The following is a 24,133-nucleotide window of genomic DNA, read 5'->3' on the forward strand; positions in this document are numbered from 1 at the left end:
TACCATGAGTTGCTACATGGTTACTCAAATTGAAGTATTTCATATTTCTAGTTCTAAATAGAAAGTGCGTAGTACTTCAACTTTATAAACCTGAGTTTGGCTTAAGAGTTATTATGAAATATTGTTTGTTAATAATTTAGATTTAAACAGATGTTAAAGGTGATACAGCTATGCTGTATTTTATAAATTTTCAATCATTTCTAATAAGGTTGGAGTGCTACGCACTTATTAATCTTTTAAAATATAAAATTATATTATATAATTAAGTATTTATAATATTTTTGATTCTCTTTTAAAGCAGAACTCAGGTTTTTTACTCAGAGTAGTCTTCTTGCGAATGACTCTGAGTGATGCAGAATTTTATAGCAGTAGTGTAGTTTTGTAGCACTAATTTGCATAAGGGATAGAACGGAAAGCCCACAGCGATGTTGTAAACGAGCGAGGACTTGTAGTGATAGCCCGACCGTAACACAGTGGAGGTTATGCCATAAACTTAGTATATAGTTTATCTCTACTAAAAAATTAGTATCAATAAAAACCACTTTTGTATGGATAGCGTTTGTGATACATATCTTGTACCATTAAGACCAGCGTATTTCTAAATTTGTCGATGTTTTCTTTTTCTGTTGCAGCTATAAAAACACAATTACATTGATAGGTGTTTTTCATATTTCTTTCAAACTCATCGGTTAATTCTTGTTTTACTTGCTTTGGCAAAAACTTATCGAAGTACTTCTCTCTATAGCTGTCCATTTTATTAAACACCATTAATCGTGGTTGTTTGTTTACACCTAAATCTGCTAGCGTTTCGTTTACAATAGCAATTTGGTCTTGAAAATTATCGTGTGATGCATCTACTACATGTACAATAATATCACTTTCTTTAGCTTCATCAAGTGTTGATTTAAAACTTTCGATCAAATGATGTGGTAGCTTACGAATAAATCCTACGGTATCACTCAACAAAAAAGGAACATTGTCTATTACTACTTTTCGTACGGTAGTATCGAGTGTAGCAAAGAGTTTGTTTTCTGCCAATACTTCGCTTTTACTCAACAAATTCATAATCGTAGATTTTCCAACATTGGTATAACCAACTAGAGCTACTCGAATGAGTTCACCTCTAGTTTTTCTTCTGGTTTCGTCTTGCTTTGCTAAAACTTGTAATTCATTTTTCAACTTGGCAATTCTATCGTTCACTACTCGTCTATCTGTTTCAATTTCTTTTTCACCAGGACCACGCATACCAATACCACCTCTTTGTCGTTCTAAGTGCGTCCACAAACCTTTTAATCGTGGTAAAAGATATTGCATTTGTGCTAATTCTACTTGTGCTCTTGCTTGTGCTGTTTGAGCTCGCATAGCAAAGATATCTAAGATTAAACTCGTTCTGTCTAATATTTTACACTTGAGTTCTTTTTCTAAATTTCTTTGTTGAGCTGGCGATAATTCATCATCAAAAATGACTGTAGATATATCTGCAAATTCGATATATATTTTAATTTCTTCTAGTTTTCCTGAGCCAACAAAAAATCTAATGTCTGGATGTTGTAATTTTTGTGTGAATGATTTTTTTACAACAGCTCCAGAAGTAGTTGCCAAAAAAGCCAATTCGTCTAAATATTCATCTACTTGTTCTTTGCTTTGGTCTTGTCTGATGATGGCTACCAAAATAGCGTTTTCATCTATTATAGGATTAGTTTCAATCATATATTATTTAGTAAGTTGCTTAGTGTATTGATTTAATATAGTTCTTAAATTTTTAATAGTTTTATTTTTTAGTTCGTAATATGTTTTATTAGCTTCTGATTTAGATTTGAGCAAACCAGCATTGTTAAGTATTTTAATGTGTTGCGAAATGGTAGATTGAGCCAAAGGAATATGCTGTTGTAAATCGCTCACCATACAAGCACCATATTCTTTTAAGAATTGTAGTATCATTACTCTAGCAGGATGTGCCAATACCGTAGCATAATTAGCAATTTGCACATATTCTTCTAAAAAAGCTTGTTTTTTCATTAGCTATATCTTATATCGTAAATATACGATTTACTATTTAAATATAATCATTCCGCTATAAACATCTTGATTATAATAGATTATTCCGCCTGCTTGTGTTGCTTGTTGCAAGCTAAGTGCTTTGTCTTTGTCTATATTTACATAAACGGTATCATTTTGTAGTGTTCTAAATCTACTTCCATCTATAGTAATACTATTTTCTCCTGCTATAGCAATTTCTGTAAAGCTAATTGCTTGTTGTGTTGCTTGCAAATCTTCTGATGGATGTTCTGTATTACTATGGTAATTTTCTCTAAAATCTATGTTTAGTTTATCGTCATTTCCAGAAAGTGTATTTTCCCAAGAAATAGTAAAGCTTTCTCCTTTTTTAACTTTTTTGGGTACTTTAATTTTTCCTACTGCTTGCAATGGAATTATTTGTTGATATACTTTATGATTAATATCTGTAAAATCTATTTTTAAATCTTTTACCTCTTTTTTTCTAATTTTAGTAGTGCCATTATATTCTCTGCCACCCATAAATTTCTTTCCTTCTTTTAATGTTTCTCCATTAATAGTTACTTTACTTGGTGCAGATAAGTTGAGTGTATTGCCATTCTTTCCATCAAATCTAAAAGTTGCTTCTACACCAACTTTACTATTATCTTCCTCGTAGTATACTTTGTATTGCTGATAAATTTTATCTTGATTAACATCTGCTGATTCTGACACTTCATTAGATTGACACTTTACAAATATTATTAAAACAATTGCAATTACTGTAAGTACTGAATTTCTTTTCATGGTTTTTCTTTTAAAAATAAAAAAAGGAATACTACTTTGCTTCTCTTTTTACTTATCATTTGTTAAGTTAATTAGCTATATAAGTGTATATAGTTGGTAAGCTATAAGATTATTTTATTAGAAACTAAGTTTAAGAAGAATATCGACAAGCATTATTAAAATCATTTCCATACATAATAATATTCAGAATAGAACAAGAAACAATTGTTATCTATAAAGTTTTTCACACCAGCAGAAATCCAAAGAAGAAATATAACTAAAAATTAAGCACTTTCTTTTTTACATAACATTGCTAGCTTTCCATTTATTCAATGATAATAAATTCTAATTTTATTGTACTTTTGTGGTCTAAATTTTTACTATGAATTTTGAATTGACAGAAGAACAGAAACTAATTAGAGATACTGCTAGAAAATTTGCACAAGAAGTACTTAAGAAAGAAGTCATTGAACGCGACAGAGATATGCGTCATCCAACAGAAGAAATTAAGCAAATGGCAGCATTAGGTTTTTTAGGCATGATGGTCGATGAAAAATACGGCGGTGGTGGAATGGATTCCTTGTCTTATGTTTTGGCAATGGAAGAAATCTCTAAAGTAGATGCTTCGTGTTCCGTAATTATGTCAGTTTGTAATTCTTTGGTAAACTGGGGAATTGAAAAATTTGGTACTGAAGAACAAAAACAAAAATATTTAGTTCCATTAGCAAAAGGCGAAAAAATTGGTGCTTTTTGTTTAAGCGAACCAGAAGCTGGTAGTGATGCTACATCTCAAAGAACTACAGCAGAAGACAAAGGTGACTACTATTTATTAAATGGTACTAAAAATTGGATTACCAATGGTGGCAAAGCAGATATTTATTTGGTAATTGCTCAAACAAATCCAGAGGCAGGTCATAGAGGCATCAACTGTTTGATTGTAGAAAAAGGCATGGAAGGTTTTCAAATTGGTGCTAAAGAAGATAAATTAGGCATTAGAGCAAGTGATACACATTCTTTGTTATTTACAGATGTAAAAGTGCCAAAAGCAAATAGAATTGGCGAAGATGGATTTGGATTTAAGTTTGCGATGAAAACACTTTCTGGTGGAAGAATTGGTATTGCAGCACAAGCATTAGGTATTGCTGCTGGTGCTTATGAATTGGCATTAGACTATGCTAAAACTAGAAAAGCATTTGGAACTGAGATTGCTAATCATCAGGCAATACAATTTAAGTTAGCAGATATGGCTACAGAAATTGAAGCAGCAAGATTGTTGGTTTACAAAGCAGCTTGTTTAAAAGATGCTGGCGAAAATTACGATGTCGCTTCTGCTATGGCTAAGTATTTTGCATCTGATGTTGCTATGAGAGTAACCGTTGAAGCAGTACAAATACATGGTGGATATGGCTATGTGAAAGAGTATCATGTAGAACGATTAATGCGTGATGCTAAGATTACTCAAATTTACGAAGGTACCAACGAGATACAACGCATTGTAGTTTCGAGAGCAATATTAAGCGGACAAGCATAAATAGAATTAAAGTCGCTCGTCATTCCGTAATTTTGAAGTATGAAAAATATACGGAATCTGTTGTTGTAGAAATTAGATTTTAGATATATACTATAAAATAGTTTCAATAATAACAAATTTATTTATTGGAGAGGTGTCCGAGTGGTTGAAGGAGCACGCCTGGAAAGTGTGTAAACGCCAAAAGTGTTTCGCGGGTTCGAATCCCGCTCTCTCCGCTTTTTTGTATTAACTAAACCTTACTAATATCATTCTTTAAATGCTTTTAAAGAATTTGGTTTACTTTTTGTTAGAATTTTATATAAATTTGATTCAATTAATTGTTTAAAATGAGAAGATTATTAATTCCATCAGTAGTATTAGTGCTTTCAGCATTTATTATAATTGCTTGTGCTGTCAATCCAGTAACAGGAAAAAAACAAGTCAGCTTTATGTCAGAAGCTCAAGAAGTTGCTATTGGTAAAGAAAGCGATCCATCTGTTATAGCACAATTTGGTTTATATCCAGATGATAAATTACAAAACTTTTTAAATCAAGAAGGACAGGCAATGGCTAAAATTTCTCATAGACCAGAACTACAATATAATTTTAGATTGTTAGATTCTGATGTACTAAATGCATTTGCAGTTCCTGGTGGGTATGTATATTTTACTAGAGGTATTATGGCGTATTTTAACAATGAAGCACAGTTTGCAGGTGTACTTGGTCATGAAATCGGACATATTGCAGCAAGACATTCCGCCCAACAATATACCAAGCAAATGATTTCTCAAGTTGCTTTGGTTGGTGGTATGATTTTTTCAGAAAAACTAGCAAGCATGGCTGGTGATGCAATGCAAGGATTAGAATTATTATTTCTAAAATTTTCTAGAGATGATGAAACGCAATCAGATAAATTAGGTGTAGAATATTCTTCAACTGTTGGCTATGATGCAAAAGAAATGGCTTTGTTCTTTAAAACTTTAGATAGATACTCTAATCAAGGTGAAAGTGGACGATTGCCAGAATTTATGTCAACGCATCCAGATCCAGGAAATAGATATGTAAATGTAACTAACTTAGCTACTCAATGGCAACAATCGCATAATGCTACCAATTTAAAAATAAATAGAGATAGCTACTTAACCATGATAGATGGTATAGTATATGGTGAAGATCCTAGACAAGGTTTTGTAAGCAATTTTGTTTTCTATCAGCCAGAAATGAAATTCCAATACAATGTACCTGCTAATTGGTTAACACAAAATTCTCCATTACAAGTTCAACACGCACCACAAGATGGAAGTGCTATGCTAATTCTTACATTATCTCAACAAAAAACAATTCAAGCAGCAGCAGATGAAGTAGTAAAAAACTATCAATTGAAAGTGACAAATCAACAAAGTAAAACAATCAATGGTTTAAATGGATATACTTTCTTAGCAGATTACTACGAAAACGGACAACCTACACAAACTACAGGACAACAAGAAGAACCATTAGCATTATTAACTACAGTTATTGAATACAATGGCAATATTTATTTATTTCATGGTTTATGTGCTAAAACAGATTATGCTAAATACCAAAATGCATTTTTAAATACAATGTATAGCTTTAAACAGCTAACCGACCAAACTAAAATAAATGTATTGCCAGAAAGAATTAAAATTGTTAAAACAACAACCAATACCACTTTAGCACAAGTATTAAGTCAATATGGCATTCCAAGTAGTAGATACAATGAAATGGCAATTTTAAACGGAATGGAAACCAATACTTCATTATCAAGTGGTACTTTAGTTAAAGTAGTAGAAAAGAAAAAATAAAACAGATTATTAGATTCAAGATTGTGAGACATTAGACCTTTTTTGCGTCTATTCTGAGTATAATGATATGAAACGAACAATTTATTTTATTTCTTGATTCTAGAAATCTTACATCTAAATATCTCACTACTAATTTATATCTTTGCAATGCAGTGTTGAAGACTGCTTTAATTTTATGGAAACAAAGAGAATAGAACTAATGGCTCCAGCTGGTAGCTTTGAAGCTTTAATGGCAGCTGTAAATGCAGGTTGCAATTCGGTTTATTTTGGTGTAGAACAATTCAATATGCGTGCAAGAGCTACCATGAATTTTACATTAGAAGACTTGCCTAAAATCAACGAAATATGTAGTGTTAAAAATGTAAGAACCTATCTTACACTTAACACCATTGTTTACGACCATGATTTATCTGCAATCAAATATGTTTTAGATGCAGCTAAAAAAAATAATATCACAGCAGTTATTGCAGCAGACCAAGCTGTTATTGCTTATGCAAGAAGCATTAATTTAGAAGTGCATATCTCAACACAAGTTAATATTACCAATATTGAAACGGTAAAATTCTATGCATTATTTGCAGACACTATGGTGTTGTCTAGAGAATTGAGTTTAATTCAAGTCAAAAAAATTACAGATTTAATTGAGAAAGAACAAATCAAAGGGCCATCAGGAAATTTAGTAGAAATTGAAATCTTCGGACATGGTGCTTTGTGTATGGCAGTTTCTGGCAAATGCTATTTGAGTTTACATACAGCAAATGCTTCTGCAAACAGAGGAGCTTGCGTTCAAAATTGTAGAAGAAGTTATAAAGTAATTGATATTGAAGATGGACACGAATTGCAAGTAGATAATGAATACATTATGTCTGCACAAGATTTATGTACTATAGATTTCTTAGATCAAGTATTAGATGCAGGTGTTAAAGTATTGAAAATAGAAGGTAGAGGAAAAGCAGCAGACTATGTAAAAACTACAGTGGAATGTTATAGAGAAGCTATTGATAGTTATGTAGATGGAACTTATAACAAAACAAAAGTTGCCAACTGGATGACGCGTCTAAAAAGTGTCTATAATCGTGGATTTTGGAGTGGTTATTATCTCGGACAAGAATTAGGCGAATGGAACGATGCACCAGGATCAAAAGCAACTACAAAGAAAATATTCTTAGGTAAAGGCGTTCATTATTTCGATAAAATTCAAGTAGCAGAATTCAAACTCGAAGCTTATGAACTCAATGTAGGCGATAAAGTGCTTATTACAGGACCAACTACTGGTGCAGTAGAAACCACCATTACAGAATTACACAGTGACAATGGAGCAGTAGAAGTAGTTAAAAAAGGACAAGCAGCAGCGTTTAAATTAGAAACACCAATTAGAACCAGCGATAAATTATACAAAATTGTAGAAGCAACTGTAGTGTAGTTATGATAACCATTATCCAACAAAGAGCCAAGTGCATTGGTTGCAACTATTGTGTAGAGTTAGCACCACAACGCTGGCGAATGAGCAAAAGAGACGGCAAAAGTGTACTACTTGATGCCAAAGACAAAAAAGGATTTTGGAGTGTAAAAGTTCGAGAAGAAGAACTAGAAAGCAATCAACTAGCAGCCAAAGCATGCCCAGTAAAAATCATACAAGTTGTTGAGTAGTATATGCTAAAGCTATCTATATACTCTAGAAAAATGTTATATTTTAGTTTTTTCTTGATAATTTGAATAAATTAGTCTAATTTTGGTATGTAAATTAGAAATATGGCTAGACTTTACAAACAAACAATAAATGTTCAATTTATAAATTTGTTACAAAAAAATAAATATAATATAAAACAATTAATTTTAGTTTTTGTATTGTGTTTTTTTGGGAATAGTACAATCAACGCACAAACCTGTAATGCTGGTGGCGACCAAATCACTTATGGCAATGGCTCATGGATTGGCTATGTATATGATGGAACAGGATTTAATACATATAGAGGATATGTAACAGAGACTCAAAATTTTACAAGAAATTGGGGTAATTGTAGTACCTGTAAACCTTCTTGCTCTACTAATGGAGGGAATGATTTTTCAGTTAGATATCTAATGAAATTGCCCAACCTTGCAGCAGGAGTGTATAGATTTACGGTAGGTAATGATGATGGAAAGAGATTAGTAGCAAGTCCAACACAAATAACAAATTTTTCAGGTTTGTCTTACAATGTTGTTAATTCATGGAGCTGTAACTGTGGTAATTATTCAGGTATTTATACACATACAGGTGGAGATTTATATTTAATATTTGAATTTTATGAAGCAGGAGGACTCGCTCTAGCTAATTTTGATATGTGTTACCAAGGGCCTGTCTTTTCTTATGGTTCATCAAGTTGGAATGGATATATTTTTGCAAATACAGGTGTTGATATAAATGGATATAAGGGAACTATTGGCTCAGGTTATACTTCAAATAATTTAAATAATTTGAATATAGACTGGAGTGCTGGTACTCCAGCATCAAGTACTTCGTGTGGTGGCTCTGTTGGCTCTAATAATTTTTCTTCTATGCATGCTATTAACTCAACATTTACAGATGGATTTTATCGATTCGTATTTTCTTCTGATGATGGTATTCGTTTAAGTTCAAATGGCGATGCTAATCCTATAAATACTACAGATTGGAATATTTATTCTAATTGGCAAAGTAGTTCTACTGTCAGTGATGCTCGTACAGTTTATTTAAGTGGTTCTGAAAATTTAGTTATCCAACAAGCAGAAGGTGGTGGCGGTGCGAATGTAGCAAATACTATATGTCAAATTCCTGGCGATAAGAATTTTACTACAACTTACCCAACATGGAAAGCATTGGTTTATGATGGTAGTGAACCTACTACAGATAACAACTATATGGGCTATTTCACAACAACTGGTTCTGGTACAGATTTGATAAATAATAATTGGGGTAGCGGACAACCATCATTTACAACTGGTACAGGAAGTTGTAGCAGATCAATGGATAATGATGATTTTTCTGTGAGATATAGTACAGTAAAGACATTCACTTCAGGAGTATATGTATTTACTACAAATGGCAATGATGATAGTCGCAGATTAAGCGTTGATGGAGGAAATAATTGGATAATTGATTGCTGGCCTTGTGGTGCAGGAAATACGCCAAGTAGCCCTATTGAACTTAATGGAAATTATAATATGGTTTTCGATATGAGGGAAGGAAGCGGAGGTGCTGCTGCTGCTTTACAACAATGTCAAATGGATGCAGCTGGTACAAATGGCTCTTTAGGAAATGCTACAGCTGCTGGCTCTTCTTCATGGAATTTATACTATTACAACACTCGAAACTATGATTTCAATATGGTAGACTATCGTGGTACAAATACTGCGGGATCAAGTACTACTAATTCAGCAACACTTTCAATGAGTTGGGGAGATGGAGTATCGCCATCAAGAACTGGGCAAACTTGCGGAACAACAATGAATTCTGACTTCTCTATGAAAGCTTTACTTTCTAGGTCTTTTACTAAAGGTATATATTCTGTTCAATCTGGAGCAGATGATTGGTCTAGAATCAGAATCAATGGAGGGACATTTTTTAATCAACATGGTTCTTGTTGTACAACAAATACTACAGAACAAGCATTTAATGGAACAACAGCTATAGAATATCAAATGTACGAATCGGGAGGTCCTGGTAATGCTACAGTAAATATTTCTTGTCTTTCTCCTATAGTTGGTTCACTATCAACCAATCAAGCTTGTGGTGCTGTTGGTTCACATAATATTACTTGGTCTGGAGGAAAAGGATATTATATACTTCAAAGTTCTACAGATGGCAGTAATTGGACAGATGTTGGAACTGAAAGAAATACAATCGCAACAGCTACAGGAACATGGTCTCAAAATCCATCTACTACAACTTTTTATAGAGTAAAGATAGAAAGCTGTGGTTCTATAATATATTCTAATATTGTTGCTATTCAGCGTAGTGGTACAATCTCTGGGAATGTAGTAATAAATAACGACATTACTTTAAGTGGTACAATCAATATAAGTGGCAATTTTACATTAAACGCAGGAAAAACAATTACACTAATGCAAGGTTGTCCATTAGTAATTAATGCCAATAATATAACTATTAATGGTACCATTGATGGTAGTGGAAAAGGAAATATAGGTGGTAGTGGAGGTAACATTGGTGGATATTGGGCTGAAGATGGCAATACTGATGGTCGCGGAATAACTTATTGTTGGGATAAAGATAATTGTAAAGACATAAGAACTATTGGTGGATATGGAGGACAATCGGGTAATGGTGCAGGAACTCTGTATTCCATTACCATACCCAACAACGTTTGTGCGATAACGATAGAAGTCGTTGGCGGAGGTGGTGGAGGTGGAGGTGGTGAAAGTCATTTTTCTTATGATAATGCTGGTGCCGGTGGTGGTGGTGGCGGCGGCGGCGGCGGCAGTGGTGGCGGTATCTTGTTAAGTGCTTTTGGAAACTTTTCTTGTACCGGAACTCTTAACGCGAAAGGTGGCAATGGCGGCAACGGTGGAAATAAAGGTACTGGTGGTCAAAATAATGCAGACAATGGAGAAAATGGCGGTGGCGGCGGCGGCGGAAGAATAAAAATATTTACGAATCCGTGTGCTACAAATTCAATTCCGTTACAAGGAAATTCCGTTGATAATGGCACTGGTAAAAACAATGGTTCAATCGGAAGTTTTTATAGCGGCAATCATCCATCCTACACACCATTGGATGCCAAAACAATAACAACAGCAAACCAAACAATATGTTATAATACTTCACCGGCCGCTATTGATGCGGAAACATCTGTCGGTGGAGCTTACGATGCAATTTCTTCTTGTAAAACATCTTTACCTGCTTACCAATATACCTGGTATGTGGCAAAAACAACAGCTACTTGTGCTATATCACAAACTACAACGTCGACGGCAACATCACCTGCATCAGGTTGGAATTTATTGGTAGGTCCGGGTACTACTTTTGAAGATTTAACAGCTGCTCAAGTTCGCGCAGGGTATCAAACCGCAGGAACAGATAGTTATATTCCATTGCGTATTGCGCAAGCCGGAGTTATGCCAATCATTTTTGCAGGTTCAATCCTACAATTGCCACAAATTCTTTCGATGTTTTTCTTGAAATCTACTAATGCGACAGTATTGTCACTAGGTAATAAATTCAAGTCATTTACATCGGATAATCTGTGGTACATGATTGTGTACTTTGTACTTATCTTTTTCTTTACCTATTTCTATACCGCTGTAACATTTGATGCAGAGGCAATGGCAAATAATTTACAGAAAAACGGTGCATTCGTACCAAATGTTCGCCCAGGCGCACCAACTGCGGATTATGTTGCGACTATCTTGGCTCGTACAACATTCTTTGGAGCAGTATTCTTTTCAATCATTGCTGTTATGCCGTTCATTCTACAACGAATGACTGGAAACGCTTTGTTTGCGATTGGAGGTACAGCAATTTTGATTGCGGTATCTGTATGTACTGATCTGATCAAGAAATTGTCAGCACAGGCTTCAATGAAAGAGTACTAATAGTACTATTTAAAATAACCCCTTTGGGGGTTATTTTTTTATTGTAAACATAGATAAAATAAAGATAAAGAAAAGATAAAATAATTATAAAGTTTTTATAAATTATTTCTAAATTTTTCATAAAGTTTCTATAAAAACTTTACCTTTATTTTATCTCGAAAGGTATTGATTAATATGGGCATAGGTGGTATAATGCGTTCAGAAATAATATTGTTTCAAACCATAAAATATTATAATTATTTGTTAATTTAATAAAAAAACTAATCAAAAAAAAGAAATTTCAATCACAAAGAAAAATTTTAGACACATGAAAAAAATGTTACAAACAATGTTGTGTTGGTTCCCTGGGAACCAAACTACACAGAACAGCGACAGTACTGTCGCGAAATTACCCAATGATCCGCTGAATGCAAATTCAGCGAGACTACCTACCAATCCTGTTAAAGGGGTTGTGATTACGTTCTTATTAATCACTCTTTCGTCTAATTTATTTTCACAAGAAGTTACTAAAAAAGTAACCTATTCTGAATTAAAGGACGAAGTAATAAGAAAACTTTATTCCACTGATGGTCCTTATGCAAGGTTTAAACCTGAAAACGAAATTGTTTCAAAAAGAGACTTACATAGTAAACATTTTTTGAATCCTGACGGAACAATATCTGCTGTCATTGGTGCTGGAAATATTCATTACATTGAAAATGGTTTATATAAGACTATTGTTTCAAATCTTGAAAATTCCGACAATATTGATTATGGTTTTATGAACCGTTATAACAGTTTTAAAACCTACTATGGTGCAAAATCGAATGAAGGAATAAATATTGTGTTTGGGAAAAATACATCTGTAATCACAAATAAAAACTTACAGATAGAATATTTTTCTGCAGACTATCAAAAACTAAGAGATCCATTAAATATTAGTAATGTTTCAGGGGGCTTGAAAGATGAATCTGGTATAGTCTATAAAAATGTACTTAATGACATTGATATGGAAGCCGATCAGAATTCAATTGGGTTTAAAACGTCTTATGTTTTAAACTCACTGTCTTCGTTAGGTTTGTCTGACGATGTTGCCTACATTGGTTTTTCTGAGGATATTAATTTACCTGAAGGTTGGAAGATAAAGTATGATGACAAACTTGGTCATGCCGCTTTGTTGTTTGTTGATAAATCTGGAGAACTTATGATAAGAATGGAACCACCGCTCTATTTTGAAAAAGAAGGTAAATCTAAAATTTCTGGTAATTATACTTATATACAAAATGGCCGGAATGTAAAAATAACTTACTATATTCAAAAAGAGTGGTTAACTAATTCAAATCGTAAATTCCCTGTAGTGATTGATCCTACAACTGTAGTTTTGTCGCAGAATACAACTTCAAGTTGGTGGACAGGTGAAGTTGATGAAGATTCTAATTGCGGTGCATCTGGTGGAGGTGATTTTAGGGTTGGTTTTGACGATGGGACTACTAGTAATGATTATTACAATGCTTGGTCTCGTTTTGATATGACAAGTATTCCTGATGATGCATGCATCAGTAGTGCAACCATAGAAGTCTATCAAACATCATTTAAAAACAGTAAAGGTAATGACAATGATCTAAAGTTTTACGTAGGAAATTTATCACCATTAAGCACTGATCCAATCCCAGCAAGTTGCGGCACAATATATGATGCAATTAATGCTGGAGGTTTTTATCAACGTTGGGATGTTTGGGGAACATGTAGTGGTTCATGTAGTGACTATAACGAAACTGCAAATGCATGGAAGACATTATACTCTGGTACAGCTGCTAATACAGATATTACCAATAGTTTAGCGCAGAACTTTTATGTTGTTGGATTGGATTTAACTGAATCACATGGTGACCCAATATTTGTTGATAATGATGAGTGGTTGGTTTTTAGAGGAACGAATAATGCGAATCGCCCTAAGCTTACTGTAGTGTATTATCAAAACAACACTGCAGCTACGGGTATAACTGTTGGTTCATCAACAATTTGCAACGGAGGCTCTACGTCATTAACTGTGTCAGGTGGAAGTTTAGTTGATGGTACATGGACTTGGTATGCTGGAGGTTGTGGTTCAGGAACCGCGATTGGAACTGGTACGAGTATTTCTGTATCACCTGGATCTACTACTACTTATTATGTAAGAGCAGAAAATCCATGCAGAGTAACAACATGTGCTTCTACGACAATAACGGTAAGACCCTTGTTTACACCAGGAGCTATTCAAAGTACAGGTGAAATAATTTGTTACGGCGGAGACCCTGGAGTCATTGGCAATACTACATTATCCAGTGGCGGTGATAATTCTATAACGTACGAATGGCGAGCAAACGGGACACCAATTGGTACGTCTAATTCGTCTACTTATGATCCGCCTGCAGGATTAACTGCAACAACAACGTATACGCGTTGGGCAAAAGACGCTACCTGTAATACTACATTTACACAATCAATAGGTAATTGGATAGTTACAGTACGATCAGAATTTACAGCAGGTGCAATTAATACTACAGGAGAGACAATATGCTATGGAGGTGATCCAGCGAATATAGGAAGTGCAACAGCAGCTAGTGGTGGAGATAATAGTATAACCTACAAATGGCAAGCTAATGGAGTAGATATTCCAAGTTCAAATAGTGCAACTTATAATCCACCAGCAGGTTTAACAACTACTACTACTTATACAAGATGGGCGAAAGATGCTACTTGTAATACTACCTTTACACAATCAACAGGAAGTTGGACCGTTTATGTTTCTGGAGATAATGGTGTTAATAATAGTGTTATTGCAAATACAACAAGTACTTATACCTGTAATGTAAATGATGCTTTGTGGCATTATTTTAGAAATAGCAGTGGTGAAATAATTGCAGCAATTAATAGTAATGGTCAAAACCTTGGAAATGTTACTATGACAGTTACTATAGCAAATGATGTACATGATGTAACTTATGATTCTCCAGAACATGGTAATGGTGGTTTGGGTCATGAAGGATATTGTTTTGATATGCCAGAATTATCAATGAGAAGATGGTATGAAATAACACCAACTAATCAACCAAGTGCAGGTAATCCTTCTACCATTAGATTATTTTTTACTAATGCAGACTATGTAAATTATACTGCCGAAATGGTAGCTTGGCAAGCATTACATTTAGGTCAAAGCTATGGATTTTGCTATGGAACTACTAGTAGCGTAAGTGACTTAGTAGTTTCTAAAGACGAATCTTCAGATTTGTCTCCAAATACAGTATCTGTAAGTGGTGGTCCTAGTAGTTCAACACAATATGAATTACAAGTTCCTTCTTTCTCTACTTTTAGATTCCATACAGATGGAGGTATTGGTGGACCATTGCCAGTAGAACTATTATCATTTACTGGAACCAATATGGGAGATTATAATAAACTAGAATGGATAACAGCTTCAGAAATTAATTCAAAAGAATTTGTAATTGAAAAAAGTACAGATATTACGAATTGGACAAATATAGGAGTTATAACAGCAGCAGGATTTAGTAGCGAGGAGTTAAATTATAGTTTTATAGATAACGCTCCAAATGTTGGGAATAATTATTATCGTCTTAAAATTATCAATACAGATGGTACTTTTGAGTACAGTAAAGTAATTAACTTACCAATTGCTGATTATACTGGAATTATTAATGTTTATCCAAATCCAACATCACATAATATAAATGTAGTGGTATCTTCAAAATCTAATCAGTCTGCTACATTAGAAATCTTTGATGTAATAGGAAAACAAATGGTTTTTGAAACCAAATCATTAAATTCTGGATTAAATACAATGAGTTACGATGTTACACAATTTGCAAAAGGAGCATACATTATAAAAGTAATAGATTCGAATGGTAAAACATATCAGCATAAGTTTGTAAAAGACTAAAATTAGTTTTATAGATTTTGAATAGGGCAATATATTATTGTCCTATTTTTTATTTTAATAGAATTATTTAAATAAACACAATGAAATATATAATTACTTTACTTTTTTGTTTGATTTTCTCTTTTGTCAACGCACAAAATACTTCAACCAATATTAGTAATATACAACCCATTAGTACAGCAGAATTTAATTCCATTCAATCACCAAAAAATGGAGATATTGTTCTAATTAAAGAAACAGCAACGCTAATGTATTATGTAAACAATACATGGTTTGCAATGCAAGGCGAATGCACACCAAAACCCAATACACCAAAAATAGATTCGGTTACTACAACAGAAACAACCATAGTAATTTACTTTACACCTACAGTTCAAAAACAACAATACGAATTACAAATTTTAGATACAGACATTAAAGCAACGGTAAGTAAGTCGCCAGCACAATTGCCAATTCCAAAAGAAAAGTCGGTTTATGTATTACAAATACAAGCCATTACACCTTGCGGAAAAGCAGGACCAATGGCTACAGTAATCAACTTACAAAAGTAAAATTTGTTAGCACTCTAAACTTTGACAAAGTTAGCACTATACTAATATTTTTATTGTAGTTTTATACCATGATAGATTTATTTACTATTATTTACAAGTGGAAAAAACAAATCATTGCGTTTTGTACATTGGCAGTTATTATGAGCATTATTATTTCTATGCCAAGCATTATGCCACCATATTTTGAAAGCAAAATGGTCTTCTATATTAGCAATCCGCAAAGTACCGATAGAGCTAATTTATTTGGAGATGGAGAAATAGGAAGCATTAGTCAATTCGGAAGTAAAGATGATATTAATAGGTTTATTACCATTGCTAATTCATCAGAAGTATTAGACTATATTATAAGTAAATATAAATTATCAACACATTATAAAATAGATAGTAAAGATAAGCAATTGATTAATTTCTACACCAAAAGAGAATTACAAAGCAATTACAAAATGCTTATTAATGATGAAGGTGCAATAGAAGCATCTATTATAGATACCGATGCACAACTAGCAGCTAATATGATAAAAGATATTGTAGCAAAATCTAACGAAATTTACCAAAACATTATTAAGCAAAACAAAACTAAAACACTAGAACAACTCAATCAATTAATCTCAGAAAATCCAAATGACAATAGCGTAGAAGCAGAAAAACTAAGAAATATCTATAAACAATACAAAGTAGTTGCAGAAACAGATTTTAAATCGTTATATATTATTCAAGATGCATATCCAGCTGCAAAAAAATCAAAACCAGTGCGTTGGTTAATTGTAGCGAGTACCGCAATTGCTGCATTAGTTGGTAGTATTTTATTAGCAGTTATAATTGAATTGTTCAAAGATGCTTCAAACAGAAACACAAATATTGCAAAATAAAATCCAACAGCATACAAATAGTATTTTTGTAGTACTTTCCGTTTTTTGTTTATTTATATTTGGATTAAGTATTTATTTTGATAAACTATATTTTGTAGTAATGCCTATTGCATTGCTCTTTGTAGTTTTTGCAAGTATAGAGTATAAACTAATTTATTTTCTATTATTATTTTGTTTACCACTATCTCAAGAAATAGAAATTGGTAGCTTTGGTTTCGATTTACCTTCAGATGCTTTATTAATTTTATTGTCATTTCTTAGTATATTTATAGTGTTAATTCATTATAAAGAGAGAACGCTACAATTATTAAAACAACCTATTGCTATCTTAATTATCTTGCATTTTATTTGGACAATTATTAGTATTATACAATCTACAAATATATTAGTAAGTATAAAATTTAGTGTTGCTAAGTTTTGGTACATCACTGTATTTTTTCTGCTTACATATCTAATTGTTCAACAAGTAAAACAATTAAAATTAGTGCTTTGGTTGTTAATCCTACCAACATTACTTACAGTAATAATCATTTTTATAGAACACGCATCACTAGGTTTTTCTTTCGAAGGAATAAATACAGCAGTAATTCCAATATATAGGAACCATGTAAATTATGCAGTTTTTCTAGTCATGATTTTGCCTTTTATTTTTTTAATGAAACAATGGTATCAACAAGGAAGCATACAAAAATTACTACTCAATTTTACCATTGTACTTTTTGTATTTGCCATCTACTTTTCCTACACAAGAGGTGCTTGGTTAGCATTAGTAGCAATTGCAGTGTATTATTTCGTAGTAAAATATAAACTCACCAAATGGATTTTAATACTTAGTGCAATAACCAGTAGTATATTTATAATTTATATTTTAAAAGATTATAAATATTTAAAATATGCACCAAATTATGAAACAACTATATATCACGAAGACTTAAACGATCATCTAAATTCTACTTTTGAAATGGAAGATATGAGTACCGTAGAGCGATTTTATAGATGGTTGGCGGCTACAAAAATGATTAAAGAAAATCCTATTTATGGTGTAGGTGCAGGCAACTTTGCAGCCAATTACAAACCATATACGGTTAGAGCTTATCAAACCTATATTAGCGATAATGAAGAAAAAAGTACAGTACACAATTATTTTTTATTACTGATAACAGAACAAGGAATTCCTGCTTGTATTATATTTATACTATTAATAATAGCTATTTTGTTGTTTGCAGAAAAATCATATCATAATAATACTACAAATAAAAATATAATAATGGCAATTGTATTAAGTATAGTTGCATTTTTAATTAATAATACACTCAGCGACTTAGTCGAAGCAAATAAAGTAGGTTCGCTGTTTTGGATAAATCTTGCTCTTTTGCTTGGCTTTGGAAATAAATCACTACAACAAACAGATATATAAACTTCGGTCGTCATTCCAAAAAATTTTGTAGCATAACGGAAAAATTTATTTGAAATCTGTCTTAAAAATGATAAAATTAAGTTGAGAATAGTGTTTTTTTACTTTATCTTACTGCTAAAGATATAATGTACTAAGTGAATAAAAACATACTCATCATATATCATACACAAACAGGAAATACTAAGAAAATAGTTGATGCATGTGTCAATGGTATTCAAAAAGAAGATAATATATCAATAAAATTAATAGAAGCACTCCATGCTACAATTGAACATGTTATTTGGGCAGATGGTATTATTTTAGCAACACCAGAAAATTTTGGATATATGAGTGGTGCTATGAAAAATTTCTTTGATAGAACTTATTATCCAGCAAGAGATTTAGCTATTAGTAAACCATATGCATTATTAATTTCTTGTGAAACAGATGGCGAAGGAACAGTAAGAAGTATCCAAACAATTGCAAAAGGATATATCTTAAAAGAAACACTAGAACCATTAATTATAAAAGAACAAGAGCAACAAGAAAAATTAGACTTAGTAGAAGAGTTTGGTCAATCTTTTGTAACAGGAATTCTATTAGGTATTTTTTGATTTAAAAATTCATTTCTAAGCAGTGTTTCTTGAAAAGGACAAAGCGTTGCTAATACGATTACCCAATAAAAATGAGCCCAATTTTTCCGAACTTGTTTCGGAATCTTCTACAATAATAGATTTTATTCTTGTGCTGTCGGAAGTTTCCTTTTATGTTATCGGTCGGTGTCTTCACCGACAGAAATAGATTTTTTATTGACTTCTAAGCAGTGTCTCTTGAAAAGGACATTGCCTTACTATCTTTAAATCTTAAGACAAAAAAGAAAGCATTATTTAACCATTTTTATCAACCAATATTGCACTTTATGTTTATTTTAGTGATGTAAACATGAGCAATTATCAATTATTAATTCACAAGCTCGATGCTTTTATCAAAAAGTATTATCTCAACCAATTGATTCGTGGTAGTTTACTATTTGTATCATTAATTTTAGCATATTATTTATTTGCAATTGTTTCAGAGTATAATTTATATTTCTCTACAACTGTAAGAAAATTAATTTTATTTGGCTTCTTCGGATTGTTCACTGTCAGTTTTTATTTTTGGGTACTACAACCATTAATGCGTTATTGGTCTATTGGACAACAAATTTCGCACAACCAAGCTGCTGGAATTATTGGTACGCACTTCGCTAATGTAAAAGACAAACTATTAAACATATTACAACTCAATCATCAGTCGCAGAATGCTTATAACAGAGATTTAATCGAAGCTAGCATCAATCAAAAAACAGATGCTATAAAACTAGTGCCATTTGGAAATGCTATTCAATTAGATGAAAATAAAAAATATTTAAAATACTTATTTTCTGTTTTATTATTATTGATTGCAATAGCTATTATTGCTCCAAATATTTTCAAAGAATCTAACAAACGATTAGCCAATCCAAATGTAGTGTTTGAAAAAGAAGCACCATTTCAGTTTATACTAAAAAACAAAAACTTAAAAGCAGTACAATTCGAAGATTTAGAACTCAAGTTAAGTATTGAAGGAAAAACAATTCCAAACGAAGTTTTTATCCAACAAGATGGACAGTCGTACAAAATGGAAAAATTGTCTGCTACAGAATTTTCATATAAGTTCAGTAATGTACAAGACAACTTTAATTTTAATTTCTTAGCCAACGATTTTACTTCCAATCAACATACTGTGGAAGTACTTAAAAAACCATTAATCGTTAATTTTAAAACGCAACTCAATTATCCAAGCTATACCCAAAAAAAAGATGAAGTATTAAGTAATTCTGGCGATGCTGTTGTACCAGAAGGAACAGTAGTGTCTTGGTTGTTTGAATCATCTAATGCAGATAATGTATATATTATAATTAATAATAAAAAATATACTGCTAAGCAAAATGGTAAAAACGAATATTCATTTAGTGCTAATGTAAAAACAGATATTGCTTATACAGTAGTTGTAAGTAATGCAGCAGTTCCAAAAGGCGACTCAGTTAAATTTAATATTAGTGCTACACCTGACCAATATCCAAGCATTCAAGCAGCACAAATTGTAGACAGTAGCAATTTAGATTTTGTTTTATTAAGTGGTGCTGTTAGTGATGATTACGGTTTGTCTAAATTGGCATTTGTATATTCTATTGTAGATGAAAACGGAAAAATTATTACTACAAAAAGTAGACCTTTACCTTTAAATGGAAAATCAATATCAGATTTTAATTATACAATTAATCTTAATAGTTTTGATTTAAAAGCTGGTCAGCAAATTAATTATATTATACAAGTTTGGGATAATGATGCTGTTAATGGAGCAAAATCTTCAAAATCGCAAGTATATCAATACAAAAAGAAAAGCATTGATGAATTAGAAAAACAAGAATACAATAATAACGAAGAAATTAAAGATGAATTAGCAGCTGCTCAACAAAGTGTCAATAAATTATCTAAGCAGATTAAAGAAATGCAGCAAAAATTATTGAACAAAAATGAATTGTCTTGGGAAGACAAAAAACAAATTGAACAACTACAAAAAGAGCATCAACAATTAGTAAAAGAGCTAAAAGAAATTCAAGATAAGTATGCTCAGAACTTAGAAAATCAAAAAGAGTTTAAAAAAGAAAATGAAGAAATCTTAGAAAAGCAAGAGAAAATTCAAGAGATGCTCAACGATGTGATGAATGATGAAATGAAAGATTTGATGAAACAAATTGAAGCATTGATGGAAAAAATGAAGCAGAAAGATGCATTTCAAGAGTTGAAAAAAATGGATATGTCTAGCGATAATCTCAATAAAGAATTAGAGAAAATGCAAGACTTATTTAAGCAATTACAACTAGAACAGAAAGCACAAGAAACAATAGACAAACTCAATGAATTAGCGAAAGAACAAAATCAGTTGAGCGATGATACCAAAAAGAGTGATAAATCATCAGAGCAATTACAGAAAGAGCAAAAAGAAATACAACAAAAATTTGATGGCATAAAAGAAGACCTAAAACAACTAGAGCAATTCAACAAAGAAAATAATAGTCCGATGAATTTGTCTAAGCAAGACGACCAAGCCAAAGACATCGACAAAAAAATACAAAACAGCCAGCAACAGCTACAGCAAAACCAAAAAAATGGAGCTTCGCAACAGCAAAAAAATGCAGGCGAAAAAATGGAAGAAATGGCAGAACAATTGCAAGAAGGTTTAGATAAAATGCAATCTGACCAAAATGCAGAAGACATAAAATTGGTTAGACAACTTTTAGAAAACTTGATGAAACTATCTTTCGATCAAGAACAAGTGATGAACACACTTAAAAAAACCAATGCACAAAGTCCAAAATATGTTGAGTTAATGCAAGAGCAAGCCAACTTAAGAGCAGATGCCAATATGATTGCAGATAGTTTACATGAATTAGGAAAAAGACAATTTGATTTGCAGAGTTTTATTTCAGACGAAGTCTATAAACTCAAAAGAGAAATGCAAAAGTCGCTCGATTTTATGCAAGAAAGATATGTACCACAAACATCAACAGCACAGCAGTTTGTCATGACATCAACCAATAATCTTGCCTTGATGCTAAGCGAATCTTTAGATAATTTGCAAAAGAAACGCAATCAAATGCAACAAAAAATGTCTGGCAATGGCTCTTGTGACAAACCAGGAGGCGAAGGACAAAAACCATCATTGCAAGAAATGCAAAAAGGTTTGGGCGACAAGATGAAAGAAATGATGGACAAACAAAAAAATGGCGAAGGACAAAATGGAAAGCAAATGAGTAAAGATTTTGCTGAAGCATTAGAAAAACAACAAGCCATTAGAGATGCACTGCAAAAGCTAAAAGAGCAGATGAGTGAGCAACAGAAAAAAGGCAGTGGTGTAGATGGTTTAATGGATAAAATGGAAGAAGTTGAGAAAGACTTAATGAAGAAAAATCTAACCAATCAAACGCTAATGCGACAAAAAGAAATAGAAACGCGTTTGCTAGAGTTTGACAAAGCCAAAAGAGAACAAGGCGAAGAAGACAAACGACAATCGAACAGTGGCGAAGACAAACCAGCCAAATTACCAGCTGGCTTACAAGAATACCTAGACAAAAAACAATCGACGATAGAAATGTACAAAACAGTACCACCCAACCTAAAACCATTCTATAAAAAATTAGTCGATAAATATTTCCAGACAGTAAAATAATATATAATAATTTTATTTTTCTGCGAGTATCTGTGTTGTCTGCGGGAAAATAGAAAACAATTTGAACTAACTGAAACCTTAATTCTTTTCTTTCCTAGCAGTGTCTCTCGTAGAGGACGCTGCGTTAAACTCAAATTTCATATTAAATAAATTAAATTTATATTTGTTTTATTTTTATAGCATAACCTCCATTACATTACGGTCGGGCTATCACTATAAGTCCTCGCTCGTTTACAACATCGCTGTGGGCTTTCCGTTCTATCCCTTATGCAAGTTCCTACTACAAAAAATATTGTCAAAGTTCTAAACTTAGACAATGTTAGCTATTTATTAAACAACATAACAGTTTAACCTATCGGTCGGTGTCCTCACCGACAGAAATAACAATTACTAATAAAATATTTAAAAATAATTACTTATCTTGTTTTTACAAAAACATGCTGATATATGAAGATACTACAGTAAGTAGTTGTGAGTCATTTAAAAAACTGAATGGAAACAAATTTTGAAATAGAAGAAAATTATGCTGTTCAATTAAACGGAGTTCATATTGATTTACATAATAATTTTGAATTTAATGGAGTTTCTAAAACAAAAGAGGATTTTCAAATTGATTTTGTAAAATCAAACGGAGATTGGGTTCACGAAAATGAATTTAAACGATTGAAATTCATTCATAAAAATGTGAGCTATAAAAATTCTTCGGACGGAGATAATACGGACTATCCAGAAGATGAAAAAATATTAAGTGTGATTTCATTTTTCCCAAAAACAATGAGAGACATTAATGATGGATTTATGCAACATAATAAACCGAATGAAAATGATGATATAATCTATCTTTTTGAAAATGGAAAAATGTTTCGACTGAATTGCGAACGAATTGAATTGATAGCGGAAAAATAAAATGACACACTAACTACGCTGTGGTTCGTGTCTCACGAAACAAAAATAATGCTAAGTAAATCAAGCACCATTTAAAACCAAACAGAACTCTAACAACCATTTTCAATTCCTAGCAGTGTCTCTCATAGAGGACACTGCGTTAAAACTTTATAAGTAACAATGAAACCTTTTTAATTTTTTATCGTATAACTACCTTAGTGCGCATTAACCTACAGGTCGGTGTCCTCACCGACCGAAATAACAATTACCTATAAAATATTTAAAAATAATTACTTATCTTGTTTTTACAAAAACATGCTGATATATGAAAATATTTACGCAATAAGTTGCGTAAATAAACAAGTTAGCGGTAATGCAAAAGACCAATCAAAATTTAAAGAGCGTTAATTAAGAAAGATAGAAACAAGAAAATAATGAGAAATTTTTTTATAACATTTATCATAACTATACTTTCTTTCCTAGCAGTGTCTCTCGTAGAGGACACTGCGTTAAAACTTTATTAGTAACAATGAAACCTTTTTAATTTTTTATCGTATAACTATCTTAGTGTGCA

General features: G+C 32.2%; 15 protein-coding genes and 1 tRNA gene. 13 read left to right on the forward strand and 3 right to left on the reverse strand.

The genetic code is table 11. From position 1 onward, the window contains the following. Positions 1–528 precede the first annotated feature (528 nt). From hflX to H6553_02005, 3 genes are read right to left on the reverse strand one after another with little or no spacing between them, the layout of a single operon-like run. Positions 529–1,710, reverse strand: coding sequence for a GTPase HflX (gene hflX / locus H6553_01995; GenBank protein MCB9032587.1), 1,182 nt, complete (start codon positions 1,708–1,710; stop codon positions 529–531). Positions 1,711–1,713: 3 nt separating this feature from the next. Further along, entirely contained in the window at positions 1,714–2,019 is a 306-nt protein-coding gene (locus H6553_02000; GenBank protein MCB9032588.1) for a helix-turn-helix transcriptional regulator, read from the reverse strand. A 33-nt stretch (positions 2,020–2,052) separates the two neighbouring features. Next, positions 2,053–2,802, reverse strand: a complete 750-nt coding sequence (locus tag H6553_02005) for a hypothetical protein (GenBank protein MCB9032589.1) — start codon at positions 2,800–2,802, stop codon at positions 2,053–2,055. 361 nt (positions 2,803–3,163) lie between these two features. Between H6553_02005 and H6553_02010 the strand changes: the two genes are divergently transcribed. The 13 genes from H6553_02010 to H6553_02070 all read left to right on the forward strand — a co-directional run bounded on the left by H6553_02010 (position 3,164) and on the right by H6553_02070 (position 23,580). After that, positions 3,164–4,312: an acyl-CoA dehydrogenase gene (locus H6553_02010; protein MCB9032590.1), complete on the forward strand. Its 1,149-nt coding sequence runs from the start codon at positions 3,164–3,166 to the stop codon at positions 4,310–4,312. 127 nt (positions 4,313–4,439) lie between these two features. Then, positions 4,440–4,527: transfer RNA gene (locus tag H6553_02015), tRNA-Ser, on the forward strand. 111 nt (positions 4,528–4,638) lie between these two features. Continuing rightward, the gene (locus tag H6553_02020) at positions 4,639–6,117 is read left to right on the forward strand and encodes a M48 family metalloprotease (protein ID MCB9032591.1); all 1,479 of its coding nucleotides are present in this window, start codon (positions 4,639–4,641) and stop codon (positions 6,115–6,117) included. Positions 6,118–6,292: 175 nt separating this feature from the next. Continuing rightward, complete coding sequence (locus tag H6553_02025) at positions 6,293–7,540, forward strand: U32 family peptidase (protein ID MCB9032592.1); 1,248 nt, start codon at positions 6,293–6,295, stop codon at positions 7,538–7,540. A gap of 2 nt (positions 7,541–7,542) precedes the next feature. Then, entirely contained in the window at positions 7,543–7,767 is a 225-nt protein-coding gene (locus H6553_02030; protein MCB9032593.1) for a ferredoxin, read from the forward strand. A 102-nt stretch (positions 7,768–7,869) separates the two neighbouring features. Next, positions 7,870–11,688 (forward strand): hypothetical protein, encoded by a 3,819-nt coding sequence (locus H6553_02035; GenBank protein MCB9032594.1) that lies wholly within the window; start codon positions 7,870–7,872, stop codon positions 11,686–11,688. Positions 11,689–12,139: 451 nt separating this feature from the next. Further along, a complete protein-coding gene (locus H6553_02040; protein ID MCB9032595.1) occupies positions 12,140–15,604 on the forward strand; it encodes a T9SS type A sorting domain-containing protein in 3,465 nt (1,154 codons plus the stop codon). An 80-nt stretch (positions 15,605–15,684) separates the two neighbouring features. Continuing rightward, positions 15,685–16,155: a hypothetical protein gene (locus H6553_02045; GenBank protein ID MCB9032596.1), complete on the forward strand. Its 471-nt coding sequence runs from the start codon at positions 15,685–15,687 to the stop codon at positions 16,153–16,155. Between the two features lie 68 nt (positions 16,156–16,223). Further along, entirely contained in the window at positions 16,224–17,024 is an 801-nt protein-coding gene (locus tag H6553_02050) for a hypothetical protein (protein MCB9032597.1), read from the forward strand. Further along, positions 16,990–18,441 carry an O-antigen ligase family protein gene (locus H6553_02055; GenBank protein MCB9032598.1) on the forward strand — a complete coding sequence of 484 codons (1,452 nt, stop codon included), beginning with the start codon at positions 16,990–16,992 and terminating at the stop codon, positions 18,439–18,441. Before H6553_02050 ends, H6553_02055 begins: the two co-directional genes overlap by 35 nt. Positions 18,442–18,575: 134 nt before the next feature. Then, positions 18,576–19,034 (forward strand): flavodoxin family protein, encoded by a 459-nt coding sequence (locus H6553_02060; protein MCB9032599.1) that lies wholly within the window; start codon positions 18,576–18,578, stop codon positions 19,032–19,034. Between the two features lie 328 nt (positions 19,035–19,362). Further along, complete coding sequence (locus tag H6553_02065) at positions 19,363–22,674, forward strand: DUF4175 domain-containing protein (protein ID MCB9032600.1); 3,312 nt, start codon at positions 19,363–19,365, stop codon at positions 22,672–22,674. A 492-nt stretch (positions 22,675–23,166) separates the two neighbouring features. Beyond that, complete coding sequence (locus H6553_02070) at positions 23,167–23,580, forward strand: hypothetical protein (protein MCB9032601.1); 414 nt, start codon at positions 23,167–23,169, stop codon at positions 23,578–23,580. Positions 23,581–24,133 lie beyond the last annotated feature (553 nt).

This window comes from Chitinophagales bacterium (assembly GCA_020636535.1).
GTDB lineage: Bacteria > Bacteroidota > Bacteroidia > Chitinophagales > JADIYW01 > JADJSS01.